The sequence below is a fragment of the Cellulomonas sp. HD19AZ1 genome (assembly GCF_004535805.1).
GTDB lineage: Bacteria > Actinomycetota > Actinomycetes > Actinomycetales > Cellulomonadaceae > Cellulomonas > Cellulomonas iranensis.
The window spans coordinates 362,504-381,802 of sequence record NZ_SPHX01000007.1; the positions used below are offsets into that span (position 1 = coordinate 362,504).

Below are 19,299 nucleotides of genomic sequence, written 5' to 3' on the forward strand. Positions count from 1 at the left end.
TGGGAGGCAGGGGGCGGGGTCGTGGTGGCCGGTCTCACCGTCCGGCGGCGGGGTCGGGCGGCCCGGTGGGGTCGACGTCGGCGGTGCGGGTGGGGACGGTCGGGACGCTCGTGGTGCACACGTGCCCGCCCGAGGTGAGCGTGGACAGCCGCTGGACGTGCACGCCGAGCAGCCGCCCGAACGCACGGGTCTCGGCCTCGCACAGCTGCGGGAACTGCGCCGCGATCTCCTGCACCGGGCAGTGGCCCTGGCACAGCTGCACGACGGAGGCGCCCGGCACGGGTCGCGCCGACGCGGCGTAGCCGTCGCCCGCGAGCGCGAGCGCGAGCGCCTCGGCGCGCGCCGCGACGTCGCCGCCCGCGGCGTCGACGGCGGCGGCGTGCCGGTCCTCGAGCTCGCGCACGCGGTGCTCGGCGAACCGCTCGAGCGCGTCCGGCCCGGCGGCGTGCGCGAGGAAGTGCAGCGCGTCGGCGGCGATCTCGGCGTAGCCCTGCGACAGCGCGGCCTGGCCGGGCGCGGTGACGACGTACCGCCGCGCGGGGCGGCCGCGTCCGCGGCTCGCGGCAGGCCCCTCGTGGACCGTGATCTGCTCGGCCTGCTCAAGCGCCTGCAGGTGGCGGCGCACGCCGGCCGCGGCGAGGTCGAGCGCGGCGGCGAGGTCGGCCGCGCTCACGGGGCCGTCGGCGGCGACGAGCTGGAGGATGCGACGGCGCGTCGAGGCGTCGTGGTCGGGCGCCGCGTCGGGCGCGGTGCGCGGCGCCGCGGCGTCGGGCGAGGTGGCGTCGCGGGACGTGGCGGCGGGGTTCGTCAGGGACCCGGTCATGCGCACCTCCCGCGGACGTCGGTGGGGATCGGCTCCGCGCACCGGCGTGGCGCCGCGGGCGTGGGCGCGTCGGCACCCGATATCGGCAACATCCTTGTTGCCGAAATCCATCCCCGCAAGCAAGGTCACCCTTCGTGGGCGCCCCAGGTGACACGTCGACGCCGCCCGCGCCGCCGCTTCGTGGGGCACGTCACACCGCGGCGGCGCCGCCGTCGACGCCCGCGAGCCGGCGCTCGGCCGCCGCGAGCGAGATCCGGCTCGACTCGACCTGGTCGGCGGGCGCCCCCTCGCGCGTGCGCCGCTCGAGCGCCGCGGCGAACAGCGCCCGCGCCTCGGCGTACCGCCCGGCGTCGTACCGCGCCTTGCCCTGCCCCTGGTCGGCGAACGCCAGGACCGACGCGCAGTCGCGTCGCACGGCCTCGTCGACGCCGGCCGCGTCGTGCGCCGCGAGCGCGGCGCGTCGCACCGCCTCGACCACGTCGTCGGCGTCACCGAGCCGGCCGCGCCAGTGCAGCACCTGCGCGAGCCGCAGCAACGGCCGCCACGCGGACGCCGGGACGGGCGGGCGAGCAGGCTCCCGCAGGTCCGCGAGCGTCGCGGGCCCGCCGCGACGCGCGGCGTCGGCCCAGCCGAGCTGCTCCGCCGACGCGAGCGCGCCGAGGATCCGCAGCCACACCACGCGCTCGCCGTCACCGGCCGGGCCGCTCGCCTCGAGCCGGTCCACGTGCTCCCAGGTGGCGCCGACGTCCTGCGGCACCTCCCGCAGCGTCGTCGTGTCGATGCGGTACGTGACCACCGGTGCTCCTGCCTGCTCGGACGTCGGGATCTTCGGGACATCTGCGACCCACCGGGCGGACACGCTAGAGCACCGCGGCGCCCGGTGCGCGCACGTCCACGCACGTCGGCGCGGCCGCCCGCGCGGGCGGCCCGCGGCGCCACGTGCGCGAGCACCTAGACTCCCTCGACGTGCCGCACTCCCCCGCCGTCGAGGTCCGCGGCCTCGTCAAGAGGTACGACGGACGCGCCGTCGTCGACGGACTCGACCTCACCGCGTCGGCCGGCCGCGTGACCGCCGTCCTCGGCCCCAACGGCGCCGGCAAGACGACGACCGTCGAGTGCTGCGAGGGCCTGCGCGCGCCCGACGCCGGCAGCGTGCGCGTCCTGGGGCTCGACCCCGTGGCCGACGGCCCGGCGCTGCGCCCGCGGGTCGGCGTCATGCTGCAGGACGGCGGGCTGCCGACCGGCGTCCGCGCGCGCGAGATGCTCGACCACGTCGCGCGCATGTACGCCGACCCGGTGCCGACCGACGCGCTCGCCGCGCGGCTCGGGCTCGACGCGTTCGCGCGCACCACGGTGCGCCGCCTGTCCGGCGGTCAGCGCCAACGGCTCGCGCTCGCCGTCGCCGTGGTGGGACGCCCGCAGGTGCTGTTCCTCGACGAGCCCAGCGCGGGCATGGACCCGCAGTCGCGGCTCGCCGTGTGGGAGCTCGTGCGCGAGCTGCGCGACGCGGGCGCCGCGGTCGTGCTGACCACGCACCTCATGGAGGAGGCCGAGGGGCTCGCCGACCACGTCGTGGTCGTCGACCACGGCACCGTCATCGCGCAGGGCAGCGTCGCGGACCTGCTCGCGTCGGGCACGGGTACCGCCGTCGACGACGACGGCACGCTCGTGGTGCGGGTCTCCGCCGACGTCGACCCGGCCGGGCTGCGCGAGCGCCTCGGTGCCGGCTTCGGCGTCGAGCACCGCTCGGCGTCGTCGTTCGCGGTCACCGGACCCGTGCGCCCGGGCACGGTCGCCGACGTGACCACCTGGCTGGCCGAGCGCGACGTGCTCGTCACGCGGCTCGACACCGGGCGCCGCACGCTCGAGGACGTGTTCCTCGACCTCACGGGACGGAGCCTGCGATGACGACCGCACCCGGCACCCCGGACGCACACGTCGGCACGCCGCCCGCCGCGGCCCCGGCGGCGCGCCGCGTGCTCGCGCAGGCCGCGTTCGAGGCGCGCATGATCCTGCGCAACGGCGAGCAGGTGCTCGTCACCGCGATCGTCCCGGTGCTCGCGCTCGTCGGGCTCGTGCAGGGCACGTTCGTCGAGCTCGACACGGGCGGCGCGTCGCGCGTCGACTTCCTCGCGCCCGGGATCCTCGCGCTCGCCGTCATGACCGCGTCGTTCACGTCCCAGGCCATCGCGACCGCCTTCGACCGCCGCAACGGCGTGCTGCGGCTCATGGCGACGACGCCGCTCGGGCGCGGCGGCCTGCTCGCGGGCAAGGTGCTCGGCGTGCTCGCCGTCGAGGCGGTGCAGGTCGTGCTCATCGGCGCCGCGGCGCTCGCGCTCGGCTGGCACCCCGACCCCGCGGGCCTCGCGCTCGCGCTCGTCGGCGTCGTTCTCGGCACGGGCGCGTTCACCGCGCTCGCGCTGCTCGTGGCCGGGACGCTGCGCGCCGAGGCCGTGCTCGCGCTCGCGAACCTCCTGCTGCTCGTGCTCGCGCTGGGCGGCGGCGTGGTCGTGCCGGCCGACCGCCTGCCGGGACCCGTCGCGGCCGTCGCGACGTGGCTGCCGTCGGGAGCCCTGGGCGGCGTGCTGCGCGGTGCGCTCGTCGACGGCACGCTGCCGCTCGTGCCCGTGCTCGTGCTCGCGGCGTGGACCGTGGTCCTCGGTGCGCTCACGGCGCGGCTGTTCCGCTGGCACTGACGCGCGCCGCCTACCCTGGACCCCGTGACCGGCACCGCCCCCGCCCCGACGCCCGCACCCTCCCTGCTCGAGCGGCTGCGGCCGCGCTGGACGGTGCGCGCCGTCGTCGCGAACCTCGTCGCGCAGATCCTCATCGTCGTGACCGGCGGCGCCGTGCGCCTCACCGGCTCGGGCCTGGGCTGCTCGACGTGGCCGCAGTGCGAGCCCGGGCAGTTCGCGCCCGTGTTCCACGACGAGATGGGCATCCACCCGATCGTCGAGTTCGGCAACCGCACGCTCACGGGCGTGCTCGTCGTGCTCGCGGTGGCGGTCGCGCTGCTCGCGGGCCGCGACCGTGCGCGCACCAGCACGTACCGCGCGTGGGCGTGGGCGCCGATCGTCGGCGTCGCGATCCAGGCGGTCGTGGGCGGCATCACGGTGCTCGTCGAGCTGCACCCGCTGGTCGTCGGGTCGCACTTCCTCATCTCGATGGTGCTCGTGGCCGTCTCCGCGTGGCTGCTGGTCCGCACGCGCGAGGGCGACGGCCCCGCGACGCCGGTCGTCGACGCGCGCGTGCGCACCCTGACCCGCGTGCTCGCGGCGGTCGGCGTCGTGGTGCTCGTGCTCGGCGTCGTCGTCACGGGCGCGGGCCCGCACTCGGGCGACGACGAGGTCGGCTACCGGTTCGCGGTCGACCCGTACGCGACCGCGCGCGTGCACGCGCTGGCCGTGTGGGCGTTCGTCGGCACGCTGCTGGTCGTGCTGGCGCTGCTCGCCCGCGCGCGCCGCACCGCGCAGCCCGCCTACGACCGCGTCGACGGCGTCACGCAGCCGGCGCGCGGCGTCGCCCCCGTCGCGGCCCCGGAGCCGGGTGCGGTGGCACGGCCGCTGCGGGCCGGCGTCCTGCTGCTCGTCGTCACGCTCGCGCAGGGCCTCGTCGGCTACGTGCAGCTGTTCACCGGCCTGCCGATCGCCCTGGTCAACCTGCACATGCTCGGCGCGGCGGGGCTGACCGCGATGCTCACGGCGTTCCTCGGCACCCTGCGGGTCCGGCCGCAGGCCTGACCCGGGGCCCACCCACGGGCCCGTCCACGGGGTCGACGTCCGCCCCCGGACGCACCGCTGCCCCGGAGCGCCTGGCGCGTCCGGGGCCGCGGTGCGATCGCGCCCGCCGGCCTCAGGCCAGCGTGACCTCGGTGAGGGTCGACCAGCCCGCCGCGCGCGCGGCGGCCGCCGCCAGCACGCCCGCGACGGCCGTCGGCGAGTGCAGGCGCCCCGCGAGCACGGCGGCGACGGCGTCGTCGAGCGGCACCCACACGGGCACCATGGACGCCTCCTCCTCGCCGCGCACGTACCGCTCGTCGACCGGCACCTCGGCGAGGTCGCGCGCCAGGAACACCGTGATGCGCTCGTCCGAGCCGCCCGGCGAGCTGAAGATCTCCACGAGGCGCCACCAACGGCCGGCCACGAGGTCCGCCTCCTCGGCGAGCTCGCGCGCCGCCGCCGCCACGGGGTCCTCCCCCTCGACGTCGAGCAGCCCCGCGGGCGGCTCCCACAGCTCGTGCCGCACGGGGTGCCGGTACTGCTGCAGCAGCAGCACGCGGTCCTGCTCGTCGAGCGCGACCACCGCGACGGCACCCGGGTGGTCGACGTACTCGCGCACGACGTCGCCGTCGTCGAGAGCCACCGTGTCGGACACCAGGTCCCACACGCGCCCGGCGTGCAGCAGCCGGTGCTCGACGACGTCCCGCTCGCGCGGGACGTCGACCAGCCGGTCCTCGCTCACGCGGGGTTCCGCGCCGCGAGGGCCGCACCCACGAGGCCCGCGAACAGCGGGTGCGCACGCGTCGGGCGCGACTTGAACTCGGGGTGCGCCTGCGTCGCGACGTAGAACGGGTGCTCCTCGCGCGGCAGCTCGACGAACTCCACGAGCGAGGAGTCGGGCGAGACGCCCGAGATCACGAGGCCCGCGGCCTCGAGCTGCTCGCGGTACGCGTTGTTCACCTCGTACCGGTGGCGGTGGCGCTCGGACACGTGCTCGGTGCCGTACGCCTCGGCGACGACCGACCCCGGCACGAGCGTCGCGTCGTAGGCGCCCAGGCGCATCGTGCCGCCCATGTCGCCCGCGCCGTCGACGATCGCGAGCTGCTCCGCCATGGTCGCGATGACGGGGTGCGGCGAGTCGGGCTCGAACTCCGAGGACGACGCGCCCTCGAGGCCCACGACGTTGCGCGCGTACTCGATGACCATGCACTGCAGGCCGAGGCACAGGCCCAGCGTGGGCACCTTGTGCTCGCGCGCCCAGCGCAGCGCACCGAGCTTGCCCTCGATGCCGCGCACGCCGAACCCGCCGGGCACGAGCACGGCGTCCACGCCGCCCAGCGCCTCCTGCGCGCCCGCGGGCGTCTGGCAGTCGTCCGACGTCACCCAGCGGATCGTGACGCGCGCGTCGTGGTGGAACCCGCCGGCGCGCAGCGCCTCGGTCACCGACAGGTACGCGTCGGGCAGGTCGATGTACTTGCCGACGAGCGCGACCTCGACGTGGTGCGCGGGCGTGTTCACGCGGCGCAGCAGGTCCTGCCAGCCGCTCCACTCGACGTCCCGGAAGGGCAGGCCGAGGCGCTGCACGACGTACGCGTCGAGGCCCTCGGCGTGCAGCACGCGCGGGATGTCGTAGATGCTCGACGCGTCGCGCGCGATCGCGACCGAGTCGACGTCGACGTCGCAGAACAGCGCGATCTTGCGCTTGATCGACTCGGGCACCTCGCGGTCGGCGCGCAGCACGATCGCGTCGGGCAGGATGCCGATGCTGCGCAGCGCCGCGACGGAGTGCTGCGTGGGCTTGGTCTTGAGCTCGCCCGACGGGCCGATGTACGGCAGCAGCGACACGTGCAGGAAGAACACGTTGTCGCGTCCCAGGTCGTGGCGCACCTGGCGCGCGGCCTCGAGGAACGGCTGCGACTCGATGTCGCCGACCGTGCCGCCGATCTCCGTGATGATCACGTCGACGTCGTCCGACGCCTGCGAGCGCATGCGCTCCTTGATCTCGTCGGTGATGTGCGGGATGACCTGCACGGTGTCGCCGAGGTACTCGCCGCGACGCTCCTTGGCGATGACGTTCGAGTAGACCTGGCCGGTCGTGACGTTGGCCGAGCCGACGAGGTTCACGTCGAGGAACCGCTCGTAGTGGCCGACGTCGAGGTCCGTCTCGGCACCGTCCTCGGTGACGAAGACCTCACCGTGCTGGAACGGGTTCATCGTCCCGGGGTCGACGTTGAGGTACGGGTCGAGCTTCTGCATCGTGACCCGCAGGCCCCGCGAGCGGAGCAGGCGACCGAGGCTGCTGGCCGTCAGTCCCTTCCCCAGTGAGGAGGCGACGCCCCCCGTGACGAAGATGTGCCGGGTCAGGTTGTCCGACCGCCCGGAGAGTCGATGTGCGCGATCCATCACGGGCTTCCACCCTACCGGACGCGCGGACCGGTGAGGGGACCACGCGCCGTGGGACCGGTCGCGGTCAGCCGACGGGGGGCGGCGGGACGACCGTCGTGGCGGGACCGACGGGCTCGGCCCGCTCGACGCGCAGCACGCCCAGGAGCGTCCCCCGGTCGAGCAGCACGACGGCCGCGACCACGACGGTCGCGGCCACGACCGCACCGCCCGCGGCGGCGACGGTCGCCGTCAGCGCGTCGTCGCCGACGACCTCGAGCACGGTCGTCGCGACGCCACGACCCGCGGCGGCACCCGCCGCGGCCGCCGCGAGCGCGACCAGCGCCGTGCGTCCCAGCCCGGCGAGCGCGGACGGCCCCGCGACACGCCGCAGCGCCACGAGGGCGGCGACCGCGCCGACGGCCATGCCGAGCGACGTCGCGAGACCGATCCCCCGCAGCACGCCCACCGGGTCGTCCCTGCCCGCGAGGAGCGCGAGCACGGGCGCCAGCACCGCGAGCGCACCCCAGCCAGCGACGTTGGTGAGGACCGCCGCCCGGGCCCGCTCGACCGCGTACAGCGTGCGCGAGACGTGGAACATCACGGCGAGCCCGACGACGCCCGCGGGCATCCACGTGAGCAGGACGCCCATGGCCTCGACGAGCCCGGCACCGTCGCCCGGGGTCATGTCGGCGAACACCGCCGCGACCGCACCGGCCCCCGCGAGCACCGCGGCCGCCCCCAGCGCCCCCACGACGAGCACCGCGCGCGTCGTCACGGCCGAGGTCGCGGCGAACCGCGACCGGTCCCCGGCGGCGGCGTGCGCCGCGACGCGCGGGAACGTCGACGTCGCGAGCGGCACGACGAGCACGGCGTACGGCAGCAGGTACACCTGCTGCGCGTAGACGATCGCCGAGTAGCCGCGTCCGTCGTTCGGCAGCAGCCCGGTGGCGAGGAGCACGATCACGAGGACCGAGACCTGCTGGGCGACGACGCCGCCGAGGCCCGCGAGCCCCAGGGCGCGGAACCGGCGGCCCGTGTCGCCCGGGAAGCGCAGCGTCGGACGCAGCCGGACCCCGAGGCGACGCGCCGGGAGCAGGACGGGCAGGAGCATCGCGACGACGCCCGCGGTGGTCCCCCAGGCCAGCAGGTCGAGCGCACCCGGGGTGAGCGCGGTCGGGTCGCTGACCTCGCCGTCGGCGAGGACGCCGTAGAGCGCGAACGTGGCGATCAGCACCGCCGAGTTCAGCACGGGCGCGAACGCGGGCCAGAAGAACTTCCGGTGGGCCTGCAGCACGCCGTACAGGAGCACCGTCAGGCCGTAGACGGGCACCTGCACCGCGAACACCAGGACGAAGTACCGGATGGTGGCCGCCATCACCGGGTCGCCCTTCGCGGCGAACGCCCCGACCACGCCGCTCAGCGCCGCGAGCAGACCCCCCAGCGGCACCAGGACGAGCAGCACCCAGCCGAGCGCGGCGGAGACGACGCGTCCCACCTGCTCGCGGTCGGCGCGCGCGACCGGGGCCGCGAGCAGCGGCACGATCGCGCCCGCGAGGGCACCGCCCGCGGCGGCCTCGAACAGGATGTTCGGCAGCGTGTTCGCGGCGTTGTAGGCGTCGGCGATGTCGCCCGAGCCCACCGTGCCGTTGAGCACGAGCGTGCGCACGAGCCCGAGGGCACGGCTCACGACCGTGACCACGGCGATCAGCGCCGCGGCACCGAGCAGCCCCTGCAGCGTGCGGCGCAGCCGCCCGCTCATGCCGCGTCGGGCCCCGTCGCGCGACCGCCCCCGGCCGGCACGGGCGCGGGCCGCGGCACGTGCGCGGGCCGACGGCCCCACGCGTCGAGCTCGCGCAGCACCGGCGTCCGCTCGATGACGCGTGTGAAGCTGACGCGCTCGCTCGCGAGCGTCAGGCCGACCACGACCGCGAGCGCTCCCAGCCGCACGCGGCGCGGCGCGCCGAGCACGAGCGCGGTGCCGAGCGCGGCGCCCAGCGCGTTCGCGCCCGAGTCGCCGAGCATGTCGGTCTCCGCGAGGTCCGCCTCGATCGCGGTCGACGCCGCACCCAGCACCGCGGACGCGACGCCGCCACCCGGGCCCGTGACGAGCGGGGCGGCCACGAGCGCCGAGGCCTTCAGCGCGCGTCCCGGACGCAGGTCGAGCAGGTTGACGAGGTTCGCGGTGCCGGCGACGAGCGCGGCCGACGCGAGCGTGTCCACGGCGCGCGCGACGGGTCGCGACGCGGCGCCGCCCGCGGGGGGCGCCAGGGCCGCGGCCGCGAGCGCGCTCGCGCCGATCCCCAGCACCTTGAGTCCCCCGGTGGTCAGCCGGCCGTGCGCCAGCGCCCCCAGGTGGCCGCGCAGACCTTTCGTCCGCGTCGAGGTGTCCTCCCGCAGGTCGTCGACCAGGCCGAACGCGCCCGAGCCCACCACGGCGACCGTCGCGGCCGCGGTCGCGCGCGCTCCGCCGGTGCCGACGAGCGCACCGGCCAGGACGCCCGCCGCGAGCGACGGGCCCTCGAGCAGGCTCACGGGCTCACCGCGGTGGTTGGTGCGCGTCCACGTCGCGGCGCCGCCGGGCGGCTGCCAGTCGAGCGCGCCGCGCACGAGCGACGTGGCACCCGCGGCGGCGGACGCCGCGACGAGCCGTCGCACGACGCTCACCCGGCACCGCCGTCGTCACCCGCGGTCGCACCGTCCTCGCCCTGGGGCTGCGCCGGGTCCGTGCCGTCAGCGGTCTGCTCCTCGGGCACGCTCGGGGTGCGGTCGACGGGCGGCAGCTGCACGGCCGGGGGCAGCGGCGTCAGCCCGTCCCCGAAGCCGTAGTGCGCGGGCCGCCCCGCGATGCTCGTGGCCAGTGCGAGCGGCACCACGACCTGCCCCGCGACCGTGGTCGCGTCCTGCACTGTCGTGAGCGACGCCGCGAGGTCGCCGTCCGCGCGCGCGGCGGCCACGAGGCTGTCAGCGCTGCGCGTGTCGCCCGCGAGGACCGCGCCGTCCGAGAGCCGCTGGGCGGCGGACGCGATCGCGAGCCGGGACGCCGTCGCCGCGGCGACGGCGTCGGGCGACGGCGTGGCGCCCGACGCGGCGGGCGCCGCGCCGACCACGACGACGACCGCGTCGGCGGGGCGCGTGACGTCCTCCGAGAACGTCACGAGCGCACGGTCGCCCTCCGCGAGCACGTCGAGCAGCGACGACGCGTTCTCCGAGAGCGTGTCGGGCGCGGCCGCGTCGGCGCCGACGAGGCCCGAGACGAGCGCCTCGGCGAGCTCGACGTCGGTGCCCGCGTCGGCCGCCGGCGGCGCGTCCAGGTACGAGACGAGCGTGCCCGCGAGCGTGCGCCGGTAGGTCGCGAGGCCGGGGTCCGTCCACGTGTCGTTGACGGTCGCCGTGGCCGACACGGTCGCGCCCGCGAGCGCGATCCGCTCGGTCAGCCCCTCGACCTCCGCCTGCGGCACCTGGTCGAGCAGCACGAGCGCGACGCGGCGGTCCGTGAGCGTGCCCGGCAGCAGCCGGTCGCCCGACGCCGCGGCGAACGCCTCGACGGCCGCGAGGTCGCCGCCGGTCGCGTCGAGCTGCGCGCGCAGGTCCTCCTTCTCGGTGCGCAGGACCTGGACCTGACCGGTCAGGGTGTCCCCGATGGTCTCCTTGAGCGGACCGGCGCCGAGCGCGATGCCGACGGCGAGCGCGAGGAAGACGGAGATGAGCGAGACGATGTGGTACCGGAAGTCGATCACGGGGTGGGGTGCTCTCGGTCGGGTGCGCGACGGGTCGCGGCGGGGCGTGCGGCGGGCAGGGGGCCGGGGTGCGCGGCGGTCGTGACCGGGCGCGCACCGGCGCGGGTCACGTCGCTCCGCCGAACAGCGAGCCCGCCCACGACACGAGGTCGTCGACGCGGGCGCCCACGAGGCCGATGAGGGTCTGACCGGCGGCCGTCGACGCGAGCGCCACCCCGAGCGCGAGGAGCCCCGCGAGGACGAGCAGCGTGAGCTGCAGGTTCGAGATGCGGTGCTGGTACAGCTGCGACACGCCCTTGGCGTCGACGAGCTTGCCGCCGACGCGCAGGCGCGTGAGGAACGTGCTCGCCATGCCCGCGCGACCCTTGTCGAGGAACTCGACGAGCGTCGCGTGCGTGCCGACCGCGACGATGAGCTCGGCGCCCTTGTCGTCGGCGAGCAGCATCGCGACGTCCTCGCTGGTGCCCGTCGCGGGGAACACGACGTGCGGCACGCCGAGCTGCTCGACGCGCGCGATGCCGGGCGCGCGCCCGTCCCGGTAGGCGTGCACCACGATCTCGGCGCCGCACTGCAGCGCGCGGTCGGAGACGGAGTCCATGTCGCCGACGATCATGTCGGGCCGCCAGCCCGCCTCGAGGATCGCGTCCGCGCCGCCGTCCACGCCGATGAGCACCGGGCGGTACTCGCGGATGTACGGGCGCAGCGTGACGAGGTCCTCCTTGTAGTGGTACCCGCGCACGACGATGAGCACCTGGCGGCCGTCGATGCGCGTGTCGATGTCGGGCACGCCGACGCCGTCGAGCAGGAGCTCGCGCTCGCGCCGCAGGTAGTCCATCGTGTTGGCGGCGAAGGACTCGAGCTGCACGGACAGCCCCGCGCGGGCCTCCTCCATCGTCGCCGCGACGCTCTCGGGCGTCTGCGCGACGCCCTCGGCGACGAGCGTGTCGCCGTCGTACACGGCGCCCTCGACGATGCGCAGGACACGACCCTCGGTGAGCGCCATGACGTCGGGCCCGAGGTCGTCGACGAGCGGGACGCCCGCGCTCACGAGGATCTCGGGGCCGAGGTTGGGGTACCGGCCGGACGTCGAGCGCGCGGCGTTGAGGACCGCGGCGGGCTGGCACGCGACCAGCGCCTCGGCGGACACGCGGTCGAGGTCGAGGTGGTCGATCACCGCGACGTCACCGGGCTTGAGCCGCTTGGTCAGCGACTTGGTCCGGGGGTCGACGCGGAGCGGCCCGACGATCTCGGCGTCATCGGTCGGGGACGTGCGGCGGCGCAGGGAGACTCTCATCGGGGGTCATCGTCCCACGGACTGGGCCAGGAGCTCGGCCGCGTGCGCGCGCGCCGCCTCCGAGTCGTCCTGGCCGGAGAGCATCCGGGCGAGCTCGCGCACGCGGTCCTCGCCCTCGACCTGCCGCACGTCGGACTCCGTGACGACGTCCACGCCGTCGGCGACGGACTTCGTCACGACCAGGTGACGGTCGGCGAACGCGGCGACCTGGGCGAGGTGCGTCACGACCAGGACCTGCGTCCCGCGCGCGAGCTGCGCGAGCCGCTCGCCGATCTGCGTCGCGGCACGCCCGCCGACCCCGGCGTCGACCTCGTCGAACACGAACGTGCCCGGCGTCGCGGCGCCCGAGCCCTCGGCCGTCGCGAGCGCGACCTCGAGCGCGAGCATGACGCGCGAGAGCTCGCCGCCCGACGCGCCCTTGCCGAGGGGGCGTGCGGGCGCGCCCTGGTGCGGCACGAGCAGCATCTCGACGTGGTCGGCGCCGTGGGCGGCCGGCTCGTCGGCGGGGCGCACGACGACCTCGAGGTGCGCCCCGGCCATCGCGAGGCCCGCGAGCTCGTCGGTCACGGCCGCGGCGAGCCGCGCCGCGGCCTCGGTGCGCGTCGACGTGATCGTGGCGCCCAGCTCCTGGAGCGTCGCGTCGAGCTCGGCGCAGCGCGCGCGCAGCTCGTCGACGCGCTCCTGCCCGCCGTCGAGCTCGAGGAGGCGGCGCGACGCGTCCTGCGACCACGCGAGCACCGCGGCGACGTCCTCGCCGTAGCTGCGCGTCAGCGCCGTGAGCTCGGCGCGGCGGCGCTGCACGGCGTCGAGCCGCGCCGGGTCCGCCTGCAGGTCCTGCACGTAGGCGGACAGCTCGGCGGCGACGTCGGCGAGCAGGTAGCCGGCCTCGGCGGCGCGCACCGCGAGCGCCGCGAGCGCCGCGTCGTGGTGCCCCACCTGCTCGAGCTGGCGGCGGGCCTCCTCGACGAGCAGCGTCGCGGCCGCGCCGCCGTCGGCCACGTCCTCGTCGCCGACGAGCGCGACGTGCGCGCCCGCCGCGGCCGCCCGCAGGTCCTCGGCGTGCCCGAGACGCTCGGCCTCGGCCGCGAGCTCGACGTCCTCGCCGGGCTGCGGGTCGACGCGCTCGACCTCGACCAGACCGAGACGCAGGAGCTCGGCCTCCCGCGCACGCTCCTGCGCGCGCGTCACGAGGTCGTCGAGCTCGGCACGCACGCGCACCCGCCGCGACCACGCCTCGGCGTACGCCGCGAGCGTCTGCGCGTGCGCGGCGCCCGCGAACGCGTCGAGCGCGGCCCGCTGCCGCGCGGACGAGCGCAGCCGCACCTGGTCGGCCTGGCCGTGCACGGTCACGAGCTCCTCGGCGATCTCCGCCAGCACGCCCTGCGGCACCGAGCGTCCGCCGAGGTACGCCCGGGAGCGTCCCGGTGCGTCGGGCGTGCCCGCGCTCACGGTCCGCAGCACGACGAGCGTGCCGTCGTCGTCCACGTCGGCGCCCGCGTCGCGCGCCCGCACGAGCGCGGCAGAGTCGACGGGCAGCAGCACGCGCCCCTCCACCGCGGCGCCGTCCGCGCCCGTGCGCACGGTCGCCGGGTCGGCCTTGCCGCCCAGCAGCAGGCCGAGCGCCGTGAGCACCATGGTCTTGCCGGCGCCGGTCTCGCCGGTGAGGACCGTCAGCCCGGGGCCGAGCCGCACGTGCGCGCGCCCGATGACGCCCAGGTCGTCGATCCGGATCTCGTCGATCACCCCGCACCGTCCTCGTCCTCGCGGGTCACGCCGCGCCACCCCACCACCGGCAGGTCGAACTTCTGCACGAGCCGCGTCGTGAACGGCGCCGGGTTGAGCCGCGCGAACCGCACGGGCACGTCGCTGACGCGCACCTCGAGCCGTGCCCCGCGCGGGAGCGCGTGCTGCCGCCGCCCGTCGCACGTGACGACCGCGGGCGACGGCGACCGGTCGATCACCTCGACCGCGAGCACGCTGCTCGGCCCCAGCACCAGCGGACGCGCGAAGAGCGTGTGCGCCGCGAGCGGCACCATCACCATGCCGTGCACGTCGGGCCACACGACCGGTCCCCCGGCCGAGAACGCGTGCGCGGTCGAGCCGGTCGCCGTGGCCACGACCAGCCCGTCGCAGCCGAACGACGACAGCGGCCGGCCGTCGACCTCGATCACGACCTCGATCATGCGCGCCGGGTCGGTCTTCTCCAGCGCCGCCTCGTTGAGCGCCCAGCAGCCCTCGACGCGCCCGTCGGTGCCGATGACGCGCAGGTCGAGCGTCGTGCGCTCCTCGACGGTGTACTCCCCCGCGGTGAGCCGCTGCACGGCCGTCTCGACGTCGGCGGGCTCGATCTCGGCGAGGAACCCGACGTGGCCGAGGTTGACCCCGAGCAGCGGCACGTCGGTGCCGCGCGTGAGCTCGGCGGCGCGCAGGATCGTGCCGTCGCCGCCGAGCACGACGGCGAGCTCGAAGTCGGGGAGCTCACCGGGCGTCGTGTCGCGCGTCGCGGTCACGGGCTCGACGTCGGCGGCGCGCAGGGCCCGCACGACCGCGTCGGTCGCGGCCAGGGCCTCGGGCCGCCCGCTGTGGCGCACGAGGAGGGCGCGTCGGGTCACGGGGTCGCTCCGATCCGTCCGGCGGTGGTGACGGCGTCGGACACCGCCGCGGTCACGTCGAGCGCGACCGCGGCGGCGTCCCCGCCGGGGGCCCGCAGCCACAGCACGAACTCGACGTTGCCGTGGGTCCCGGGCAGCGTGCTCGGCCGGACGTCGCGCACGGTCGCGCCGAGGCCCTGGGCGTGGTGCGCGACGGCGGTCAGGACCTCGGCCCACAGTCGCGGGTCGCGCACGACGCCGTCGGCGCCGAGCCGCTCGCGCCCGACCTCGAACTGCGGCTTGACCAGGAGGACGAGGTCCGCACCGGGCGCCGCGACCGCCAGCAGCGGCGCGAGGACGAGCGTGAGGGAGATGAACGACAGGTCGGCCACGACGAGCCGCGGCGCGGGTGCGACGTCCCCGGCCGCGAGGTCACGCACGTTCACGTGCTCGCGCACCTCGACGCGCGGGTCGTCGCGCAGGCGCGCGACGAGCTGGCCGTGGCCCACGTCCACGGCGACGACGTGCCGGGCGCCGCGCCGCAGCAGGACGTCGGTGAACCCGCCCGTGCTGGCGCCGGCGTCGAGGCACGTCCCTGCGGCCGGGTCCGGGCCGGCGGGACCGTAGGCGTCGAGTGCGTCGGCGAGCTTGTGCGCCGCGCGCGACGCGTACCCGGGGTCGCCCGGGTCGGCGTCGACGACGACGTCCTGGCCCTCGCCGACGGGCGTCGCGGCGCGCGTCACCGTGGCGCCGTCGACGCGCACGCGCCCGGCCGCCAGCAGCGCTCCCGCCTGGCCGCGCGATCGCGCGAGGCCGCGGCGCACGAGCTCCGCGTCGATCCGGGCCCTCGTCGTGGTCGCCGTCATCCCTCGGCGTCCGCCAGCCGCTCCTGGAGCGCCGTGTGCACGGCCTCGAACGTCGCGGCCTGGGCCGCGAGGTCGAGGTCGTCGACCCCCTCGAGCCGGCGCAGCGCCTCCTCGACGGCGGCGTCCCCGTCCAGGACGCCGTCGCCGGGGTCCGCGTCACGGGCGTGCGCGGCCAGCGTCGCCGGGGAGGGCAAGGCACGCGGCTCGCCGGGGTCCTGCACGGCTTCGCTCATGTCACGTCCTCCCTGGTCTGGTCCTGCCTCGGTCCGGTCCTGGTGCTGGTCCTGATCCTGCGGCGGTCAGGCCACGCGCCCGTGCCGTCCCAGGTCCGGCCCACCTCGTTCCGCTCCGTCCCGGTGCCGTCCGCACGTCGCCGGGCCGCACCTCGGTGCCGTCGGGCGGACGCGGGTCCTCGGAGCGCCGTCCGCGGACGGGCGGCGCGCGTCCACGCTACCCGCCGGCGGCGACACGGGGCGCGCGCCACCCACAGGCCGGGTGCTCGCCGGCCGGTCAGCCGAGCTCGGGCACCGACGCCGCGTCGAGCGGCGCACCGGTGTCGACGGCGTCCCACGCCGCGGCGCACGCGGCACGCACGAGGTCCACCGGGTCCACCGGGGTCCCCCGCAGCTCGAGCCCGCCGTCCACGACGCGCGCGGCCGCGTCGCGGCACACCCACCAGCCGCCGTCGACCACCGGCTCCGGGTGGGGCACGAGCAGGGCACGCAGGTCGGCGGCGAGGTAGTGCGGGCGCTCCCCGGGCGCCGCGAGCACCGCGTCGCGCGCCGTGCTCACGCCCGTGAGGACGTGCAGGCCGGGCATGTCGCCCGCGCGTGCCCCCGCGAGGTCGGTGTCGAGGCGGTCACCGACGACGAGCGGCGCGGCGGCGCCCGCACGGGCGACCGCGAGCCGGTACATCGTCGGCGACGGCTTGCCCGCGCTGGCCGGCTCGACACCGGTCGCGGCACGGACGGCGCCCACGAGCGAACCGTTGCCGGGCGCGAAGCCACGGGCCGTGGGCAGGCTCAGGTCGAGGTTGGACGCGACGTGCCACGCCCCGCGCTGCACCGCGTACGCGGCCTCGGCGAGGTCCGACCACCCGAGGTCGGGAGCGAAGCCCTGGACGACCGCCACGGGCTCGTCGTCGGCCGAGCCGACGACACGGTAGCCCTTCGCACGCACGGCCGTGTGCAGCCCCGCACCGCCGACGACGAGCACGGACGCCCCGGGTTCGACCCGGGTCGCGAGCAGCTCGGCCGCGGCCTGCGCCGCGGTCATGACCTCGTCGGCACGCGTCGGGATGTCGAGACCGGTGAGCTGGTCCGCCACGGTCTCGGGCTCGCGTGACGCGTTGTTCGTCACGAACACGAGCCGCATGCCGGCCGCGCGGGCCTGCGCGAGACCCTCCGCAGCGCCGTCGATGGGCTCGTGCCCGCGGTACGCCACCCCGTCGAGGTCGACCAGCGCCAGGTCGTAGCGCGTCGCGAGCGGCTCGTCGCTGCCCAGCAGTCCTCGTGCGCTCACCGTGCTCCCTCGTTCGTGATGCCCTCGTCCGTGGTGCCCTCGTCCGTCGTGCCCTCGTCGGTCACGTCGTCGACCGTGCGGCTGCCGGGTGCATCCGCACCCGGCTCGGCCGGCGCGGCCGTGCCGTCCGCCGTCACGCCCGCCTCCGAGCCGTCGTCGTCGGGCTCGTCGCGCACGGCGACCTCGTCACCCCGAGCATCGGCGACCTCGTGCGACGCGTCGTCCTCGTCCTGCGGGTCCTCGTCCTCGACGAGGTCGTACACCACGACGTCGTCGTCCGACGCGGCGCCGGCCGCCGCGTCCAGCACCCGGCGCGAGAACGGCGCGAGCTCCGCCGCGGCGGCGTCCGGGAGCCCGGCCGCCTCGAGCGCGGCGGCGCGTGCCTGGGCGACCCGCGCGGCGAGCACGCCCCGCAGACCCTGCACGAGCTCACCCGTCAGGGCCGCGACCGCGGCCTCGGGCTGGCCCAGGTCGAGGCGCGCCCCGCTGACGACCATGGCGAGCTCGACGCGTGCGTCACGGTCGAGCTCGGCGGCCTCGGGCTCCTGCGACAGGGCGATCGCGCGCTCGGGGCGCCCGAGCCCGCGCTCGGCGTCGGCCATGACGGGCAGGTGCTCCGACGACCCGTTGAGCCGGCGCACGGTCCGCAGCTCGCGGAGCGCCTCGGCGAACCGCCCGGTCCGGTACGCCGCGAGACCCGCGGCCTCGCGCACGACGTCGACGCGTCCCGCGCGGCGCACCGCGGCCTGCGCGTGCTCGTAGGCGGCCTCGGGGTCGTCGTCGATCAGGCGACCCACCATCACGAGGTGCCGTCCGACGCGGTCGGCGTTCTCCTTGCTCAGCGTGCGCAGCCGCCCGCGCACGTCGCGGTCGAGCTGCGAGAACGTGACGCCGTCGGGCAGCGGCGGAGCGGGGACCCGCTCGACGTGCTCGGTCGGCGCCCCGGTCGCGCGGGACGCACCCCCGGCGCCCGGTCGGTCCGGCCGGCCGGCACCGCCGCGGAGGGGCCGCCCGGTGCTCCGCTGGCCGTCCCGCGGGCCGCGAGGCCCCCCGTCGTGAGCCGGGCGTGCCGGGCCACGGCGCTCGTCACCGCGTCGCTCGTCGACGCCGCGCGCGCCATCGGCGTCGCGCGACCACGGCCGTGCTCCGTCGGCGCGCGCGGGGCGCGGACCGGACCCACCACGCTCCGGCCCGCGCACAGGTCCACGGCTGCCGCCGGCCGCGCCCACGGCGCGTCCCGTCGACGGGCGCCTGTCGGCGCCGCCCTCCGCCGGTCCGCGCCGGTCTGCACCGTACGAAGGTCGTCCACGGTCGCCACCGGCACCGCCCCGAGGGCGGTCCGGACGTCCGTACGCACGCTCACCACCGCGGCTCGCGCCCGCACCGCGGTCCCGGTCACGTCCCTGCTCACCGGACGCGGAAGGCCCCCGCCGCGCGGGACGCTCAGCACCCCGTCCCTCGCTCGACCAAGACCCACGCTCGGGCCGGCCGGCCGCGCCACGTCCGGCGCCACGTCCGTCACGCTCGTCCCGGCGCGCGTCGCCCTCACGGGCCGGACGAGCGGCGCCACCCGTCCGCGGCGAGCGGTCCGACGACGCACCCCACGCCCCGCCTCGCGCGCGCGAGGCCTCCGCGCCGCGACGGTCAGGGCGCGCGCGGTCGCCAGCGTCCCGGTCAGGTGCGCCGTATCCCGCACCGCCGGAACCCGACCCGGGTCGCCGCGCCGCGCCGCCCGTTCCGCCTCGGCCTCCTCGGTCGACGCCACGTCCGGTGTCGCCCCTCGGTGCCCAGGACCGGCCGCCGCCGGCGCGGTCGCCGTCGCGGCCTGCGCGGGGCGCACCGTCGCGGCGCGGCTCACGCCGAGGCCCGGAGCCTCGCACCTCACCGGCGCGTCGCGGGCGCTGCTGGTCGCCCGAGTCCGTGGCGTCGCTGTTCATCTGTACTCCCCGTCGTCTTGAGTGCCCATCGTCCCATCCCGGCGGCCGACGGTGCACGCACGTCGAGCTCGCGAGGTGGGGTTGGTGAGAGGTTCATCACGCGTGCGGCGCGGCCGTGACGCGGCGCCTGTCGAGGACGACCGCTGCCGGGACCCGTCGAGGGCGGGCGCTGCTGCCCCGATCGGACAGGGATACCGTCGCCGAGCCCCCTGGCCGCACGGCGGTACCTCACGATCTGTCTGTCACGCGGTGAACGACGAAAGGCCCACCCCTGTGAGGGGTGGGCCTTTCGTTGAATAGTTGTCCGGCGGCGTCCTACTCTCCCACACCCTGGCGAGTGCAGTACCATCGGCGCTGAAGGGCTTAGCTTCCGGGTTCGGAATGGGACCGGGCGTTTCCCCTTCGCTATGACCGCCGTAACGCTGT

Annotated in this window: 17 protein-coding genes and 1 rRNA gene; 3 read left to right on the plus strand and 15 right to left on the minus strand. The window is 76.9% G+C overall.

Annotated features, from left to right (window positions below; all coding sequences use genetic code 11):
* Positions 1 to 34: 34 nt before the first annotated feature.
* Positions 35 to 823: a metalloregulator ArsR/SmtB family transcription factor gene (locus tag E4A51_RS16810; protein ID WP_070318955.1), complete on the minus strand. Its 789-nt coding sequence runs from the start codon at positions 821 to 823 to the stop codon at positions 35 to 37.
* Between the two features lie 190 nt (positions 824 to 1,013).
* Positions 1,014 to 1,619, minus strand: coding sequence for a hypothetical protein (locus tag E4A51_RS16815; protein ID WP_052748186.1), 606 nt, complete (start codon positions 1,617 to 1,619; stop codon positions 1,014 to 1,016).
* Between the two features lie 170 nt (positions 1,620 to 1,789).
* Here E4A51_RS16815 and E4A51_RS16820 point away from each other — a divergent pair, with 170 nt between their 5' ends.
* The 3 genes from E4A51_RS16820 to E4A51_RS16830 are packed head-to-tail and all read left to right on the plus strand — an operon-like array spanning position 1,790 to position 4,563.
* Entirely contained in the window at positions 1,790 to 2,731 is a 942-nt protein-coding gene (locus E4A51_RS16820; RefSeq protein WP_134852418.1) for an ABC transporter ATP-binding protein, read from the plus strand.
* Positions 2,728 to 3,519, plus strand: a complete 792-nt coding sequence (locus E4A51_RS16825) for an ABC transporter permease (protein WP_134852419.1) — start codon at positions 2,728 to 2,730, stop codon at positions 3,517 to 3,519. Before E4A51_RS16820 ends, E4A51_RS16825 begins: the two co-directional genes overlap by 4 nt.
* A 24-nt stretch (positions 3,520 to 3,543) precedes the next feature.
* On the plus strand, positions 3,544 to 4,563 hold the full coding sequence (locus E4A51_RS16830) for a heme A synthase (protein WP_240696526.1): 1,020 nt from the start codon (positions 3,544 to 3,546) through the stop codon (positions 4,561 to 4,563).
* Between the two features lie 112 nt (positions 4,564 to 4,675).
* Here E4A51_RS16830 and E4A51_RS16835 read toward each other — a convergent pair whose 3' ends face one another.
* The 13 genes from E4A51_RS16835 to rrf form a co-directional block, all read right to left on the minus strand.
* Positions 4,676 to 5,284, minus strand: a complete 609-nt coding sequence (locus E4A51_RS16835) for an NUDIX domain-containing protein (protein WP_134852421.1) — start codon at positions 5,282 to 5,284, stop codon at positions 4,676 to 4,678.
* Entirely contained in the window at positions 5,281 to 6,945 is a 1,665-nt protein-coding gene (locus tag E4A51_RS16840; RefSeq protein WP_046528234.1) for a CTP synthase, read from the minus strand. Before E4A51_RS16840 ends, E4A51_RS16835 begins: the two co-directional genes overlap by 4 nt.
* Positions 6,946 to 7,012: 67 nt before the next feature.
* On the minus strand, positions 7,013 to 8,686 hold the full coding sequence (gene murJ / locus E4A51_RS16845) for a murein biosynthesis integral membrane protein MurJ (RefSeq protein WP_134852422.1): 1,674 nt from the start codon (positions 8,684 to 8,686) through the stop codon (positions 7,013 to 7,015).
* The gene (locus E4A51_RS16850) at positions 8,683 to 9,591 is read right to left on the minus strand and encodes a hypothetical protein (protein ID WP_070318940.1); all 909 of its coding nucleotides are present in this window, start codon (positions 9,589 to 9,591) and stop codon (positions 8,683 to 8,685) included. Before E4A51_RS16850 ends, murJ begins: the two co-directional genes overlap by 4 nt.
* Complete coding sequence (locus tag E4A51_RS16855) at positions 9,588 to 10,664, minus strand: copper transporter (RefSeq protein ID WP_070318941.1); 1,077 nt, start codon at positions 10,662 to 10,664, stop codon at positions 9,588 to 9,590. The genes E4A51_RS16850 and E4A51_RS16855 overlap by 4 nt, the downstream gene beginning before the upstream one ends.
* 106 nt (positions 10,665 to 10,770) lie before the next feature.
* A complete protein-coding gene (steA, locus tag E4A51_RS16860) occupies positions 10,771 to 11,958 on the minus strand; it encodes a putative cytokinetic ring protein SteA (protein ID WP_046528232.1) in 1,188 nt (395 codons plus the stop codon).
* Between the two features lie 6 nt (positions 11,959 to 11,964).
* Positions 11,965 to 13,701 carry a DNA repair protein RecN gene (recN, locus tag E4A51_RS16865; RefSeq protein ID WP_070318943.1) on the minus strand — a complete coding sequence of 579 codons (1,737 nt, stop codon included), beginning with the start codon at positions 13,699 to 13,701 and terminating at the stop codon, positions 11,965 to 11,967.
* A complete protein-coding gene (locus E4A51_RS16870; protein WP_070318944.1) occupies positions 13,698 to 14,570 on the minus strand; it encodes an NAD kinase in 873 nt (290 codons plus the stop codon). Before E4A51_RS16870 ends, recN begins: the two co-directional genes overlap by 4 nt.
* Positions 14,567 to 15,415: a TlyA family RNA methyltransferase gene (locus tag E4A51_RS16875; RefSeq protein WP_134852423.1), complete on the minus strand. Its 849-nt coding sequence runs from the start codon at positions 15,413 to 15,415 to the stop codon at positions 14,567 to 14,569. The genes E4A51_RS16870 and E4A51_RS16875 overlap by 4 nt, the downstream gene beginning before the upstream one ends.
* Positions 15,412 to 15,648 carry a hypothetical protein gene (locus E4A51_RS16880; RefSeq protein ID WP_134852424.1) on the minus strand — a complete coding sequence of 79 codons (237 nt, stop codon included), beginning with the start codon at positions 15,646 to 15,648 and terminating at the stop codon, positions 15,412 to 15,414. Before E4A51_RS16880 ends, E4A51_RS16875 begins: the two co-directional genes overlap by 4 nt.
* Before the next feature lie 277 nt (positions 15,649 to 15,925).
* Positions 15,926 to 16,936, minus strand: coding sequence for an HAD-IIA family hydrolase (locus tag E4A51_RS16885; protein WP_070318946.1), 1,011 nt, complete (start codon positions 16,934 to 16,936; stop codon positions 15,926 to 15,928).
* Positions 16,933 to 17,799, minus strand: a complete 867-nt coding sequence (locus tag E4A51_RS16890; RefSeq protein ID WP_240696527.1) for a hypothetical protein — start codon at positions 17,797 to 17,799, stop codon at positions 16,933 to 16,935. Before E4A51_RS16890 ends, E4A51_RS16885 begins: the two co-directional genes overlap by 4 nt.
* Before the next feature lie 1,376 nt (positions 17,800 to 19,175).
* Positions 19,176 to 19,292: ribosomal RNA gene (gene rrf, locus E4A51_RS16895) — 5S ribosomal RNA — on the minus strand.
* Positions 19,293 to 19,299: the final 7 nt, after the last annotated feature.

Coding starts and splice junctions, on each gene's coding strand:
- E4A51_RS16810 (WP_070318955.1), bottom strand. CDS start 823: ATGACCGGGTCCCTGACGAACCCCGCCGCCACGTCCCGCGACGCCACC.
- E4A51_RS16840 (WP_046528234.1), bottom strand. CDS start 6,945: ATGGATCGCGCACATCGACTCTCCGGGCGGTCGGACAACCTGACCCGG.
- E4A51_RS16880 (WP_134852424.1), bottom strand. CDS start 15,648: ATGAGCGAAGCCGTGCAGGACCCCGGCGAGCCGCGTGCCTTGCCCTCC.
- E4A51_RS16875 (WP_134852423.1), bottom strand. CDS start 15,415: ATGACGGCGACCACGACGAGGGCCCGGATCGACGCGGAGCTCGTGCGC.
- steA (WP_046528232.1), bottom strand. CDS start 11,958: ATGAGAGTCTCCCTGCGCCGCCGCACGTCCCCGACCGATGACGCCGAG.
- murJ (WP_134852422.1), bottom strand. CDS start 8,686: ATGAGCGGGCGGCTGCGCCGCACGCTGCAGGGGCTGCTCGGTGCCGCG.
- E4A51_RS16825 (WP_134852419.1), top strand. CDS start 2,728: ATGACGACCGCACCCGGCACCCCGGACGCACACGTCGGCACGCCGCCC.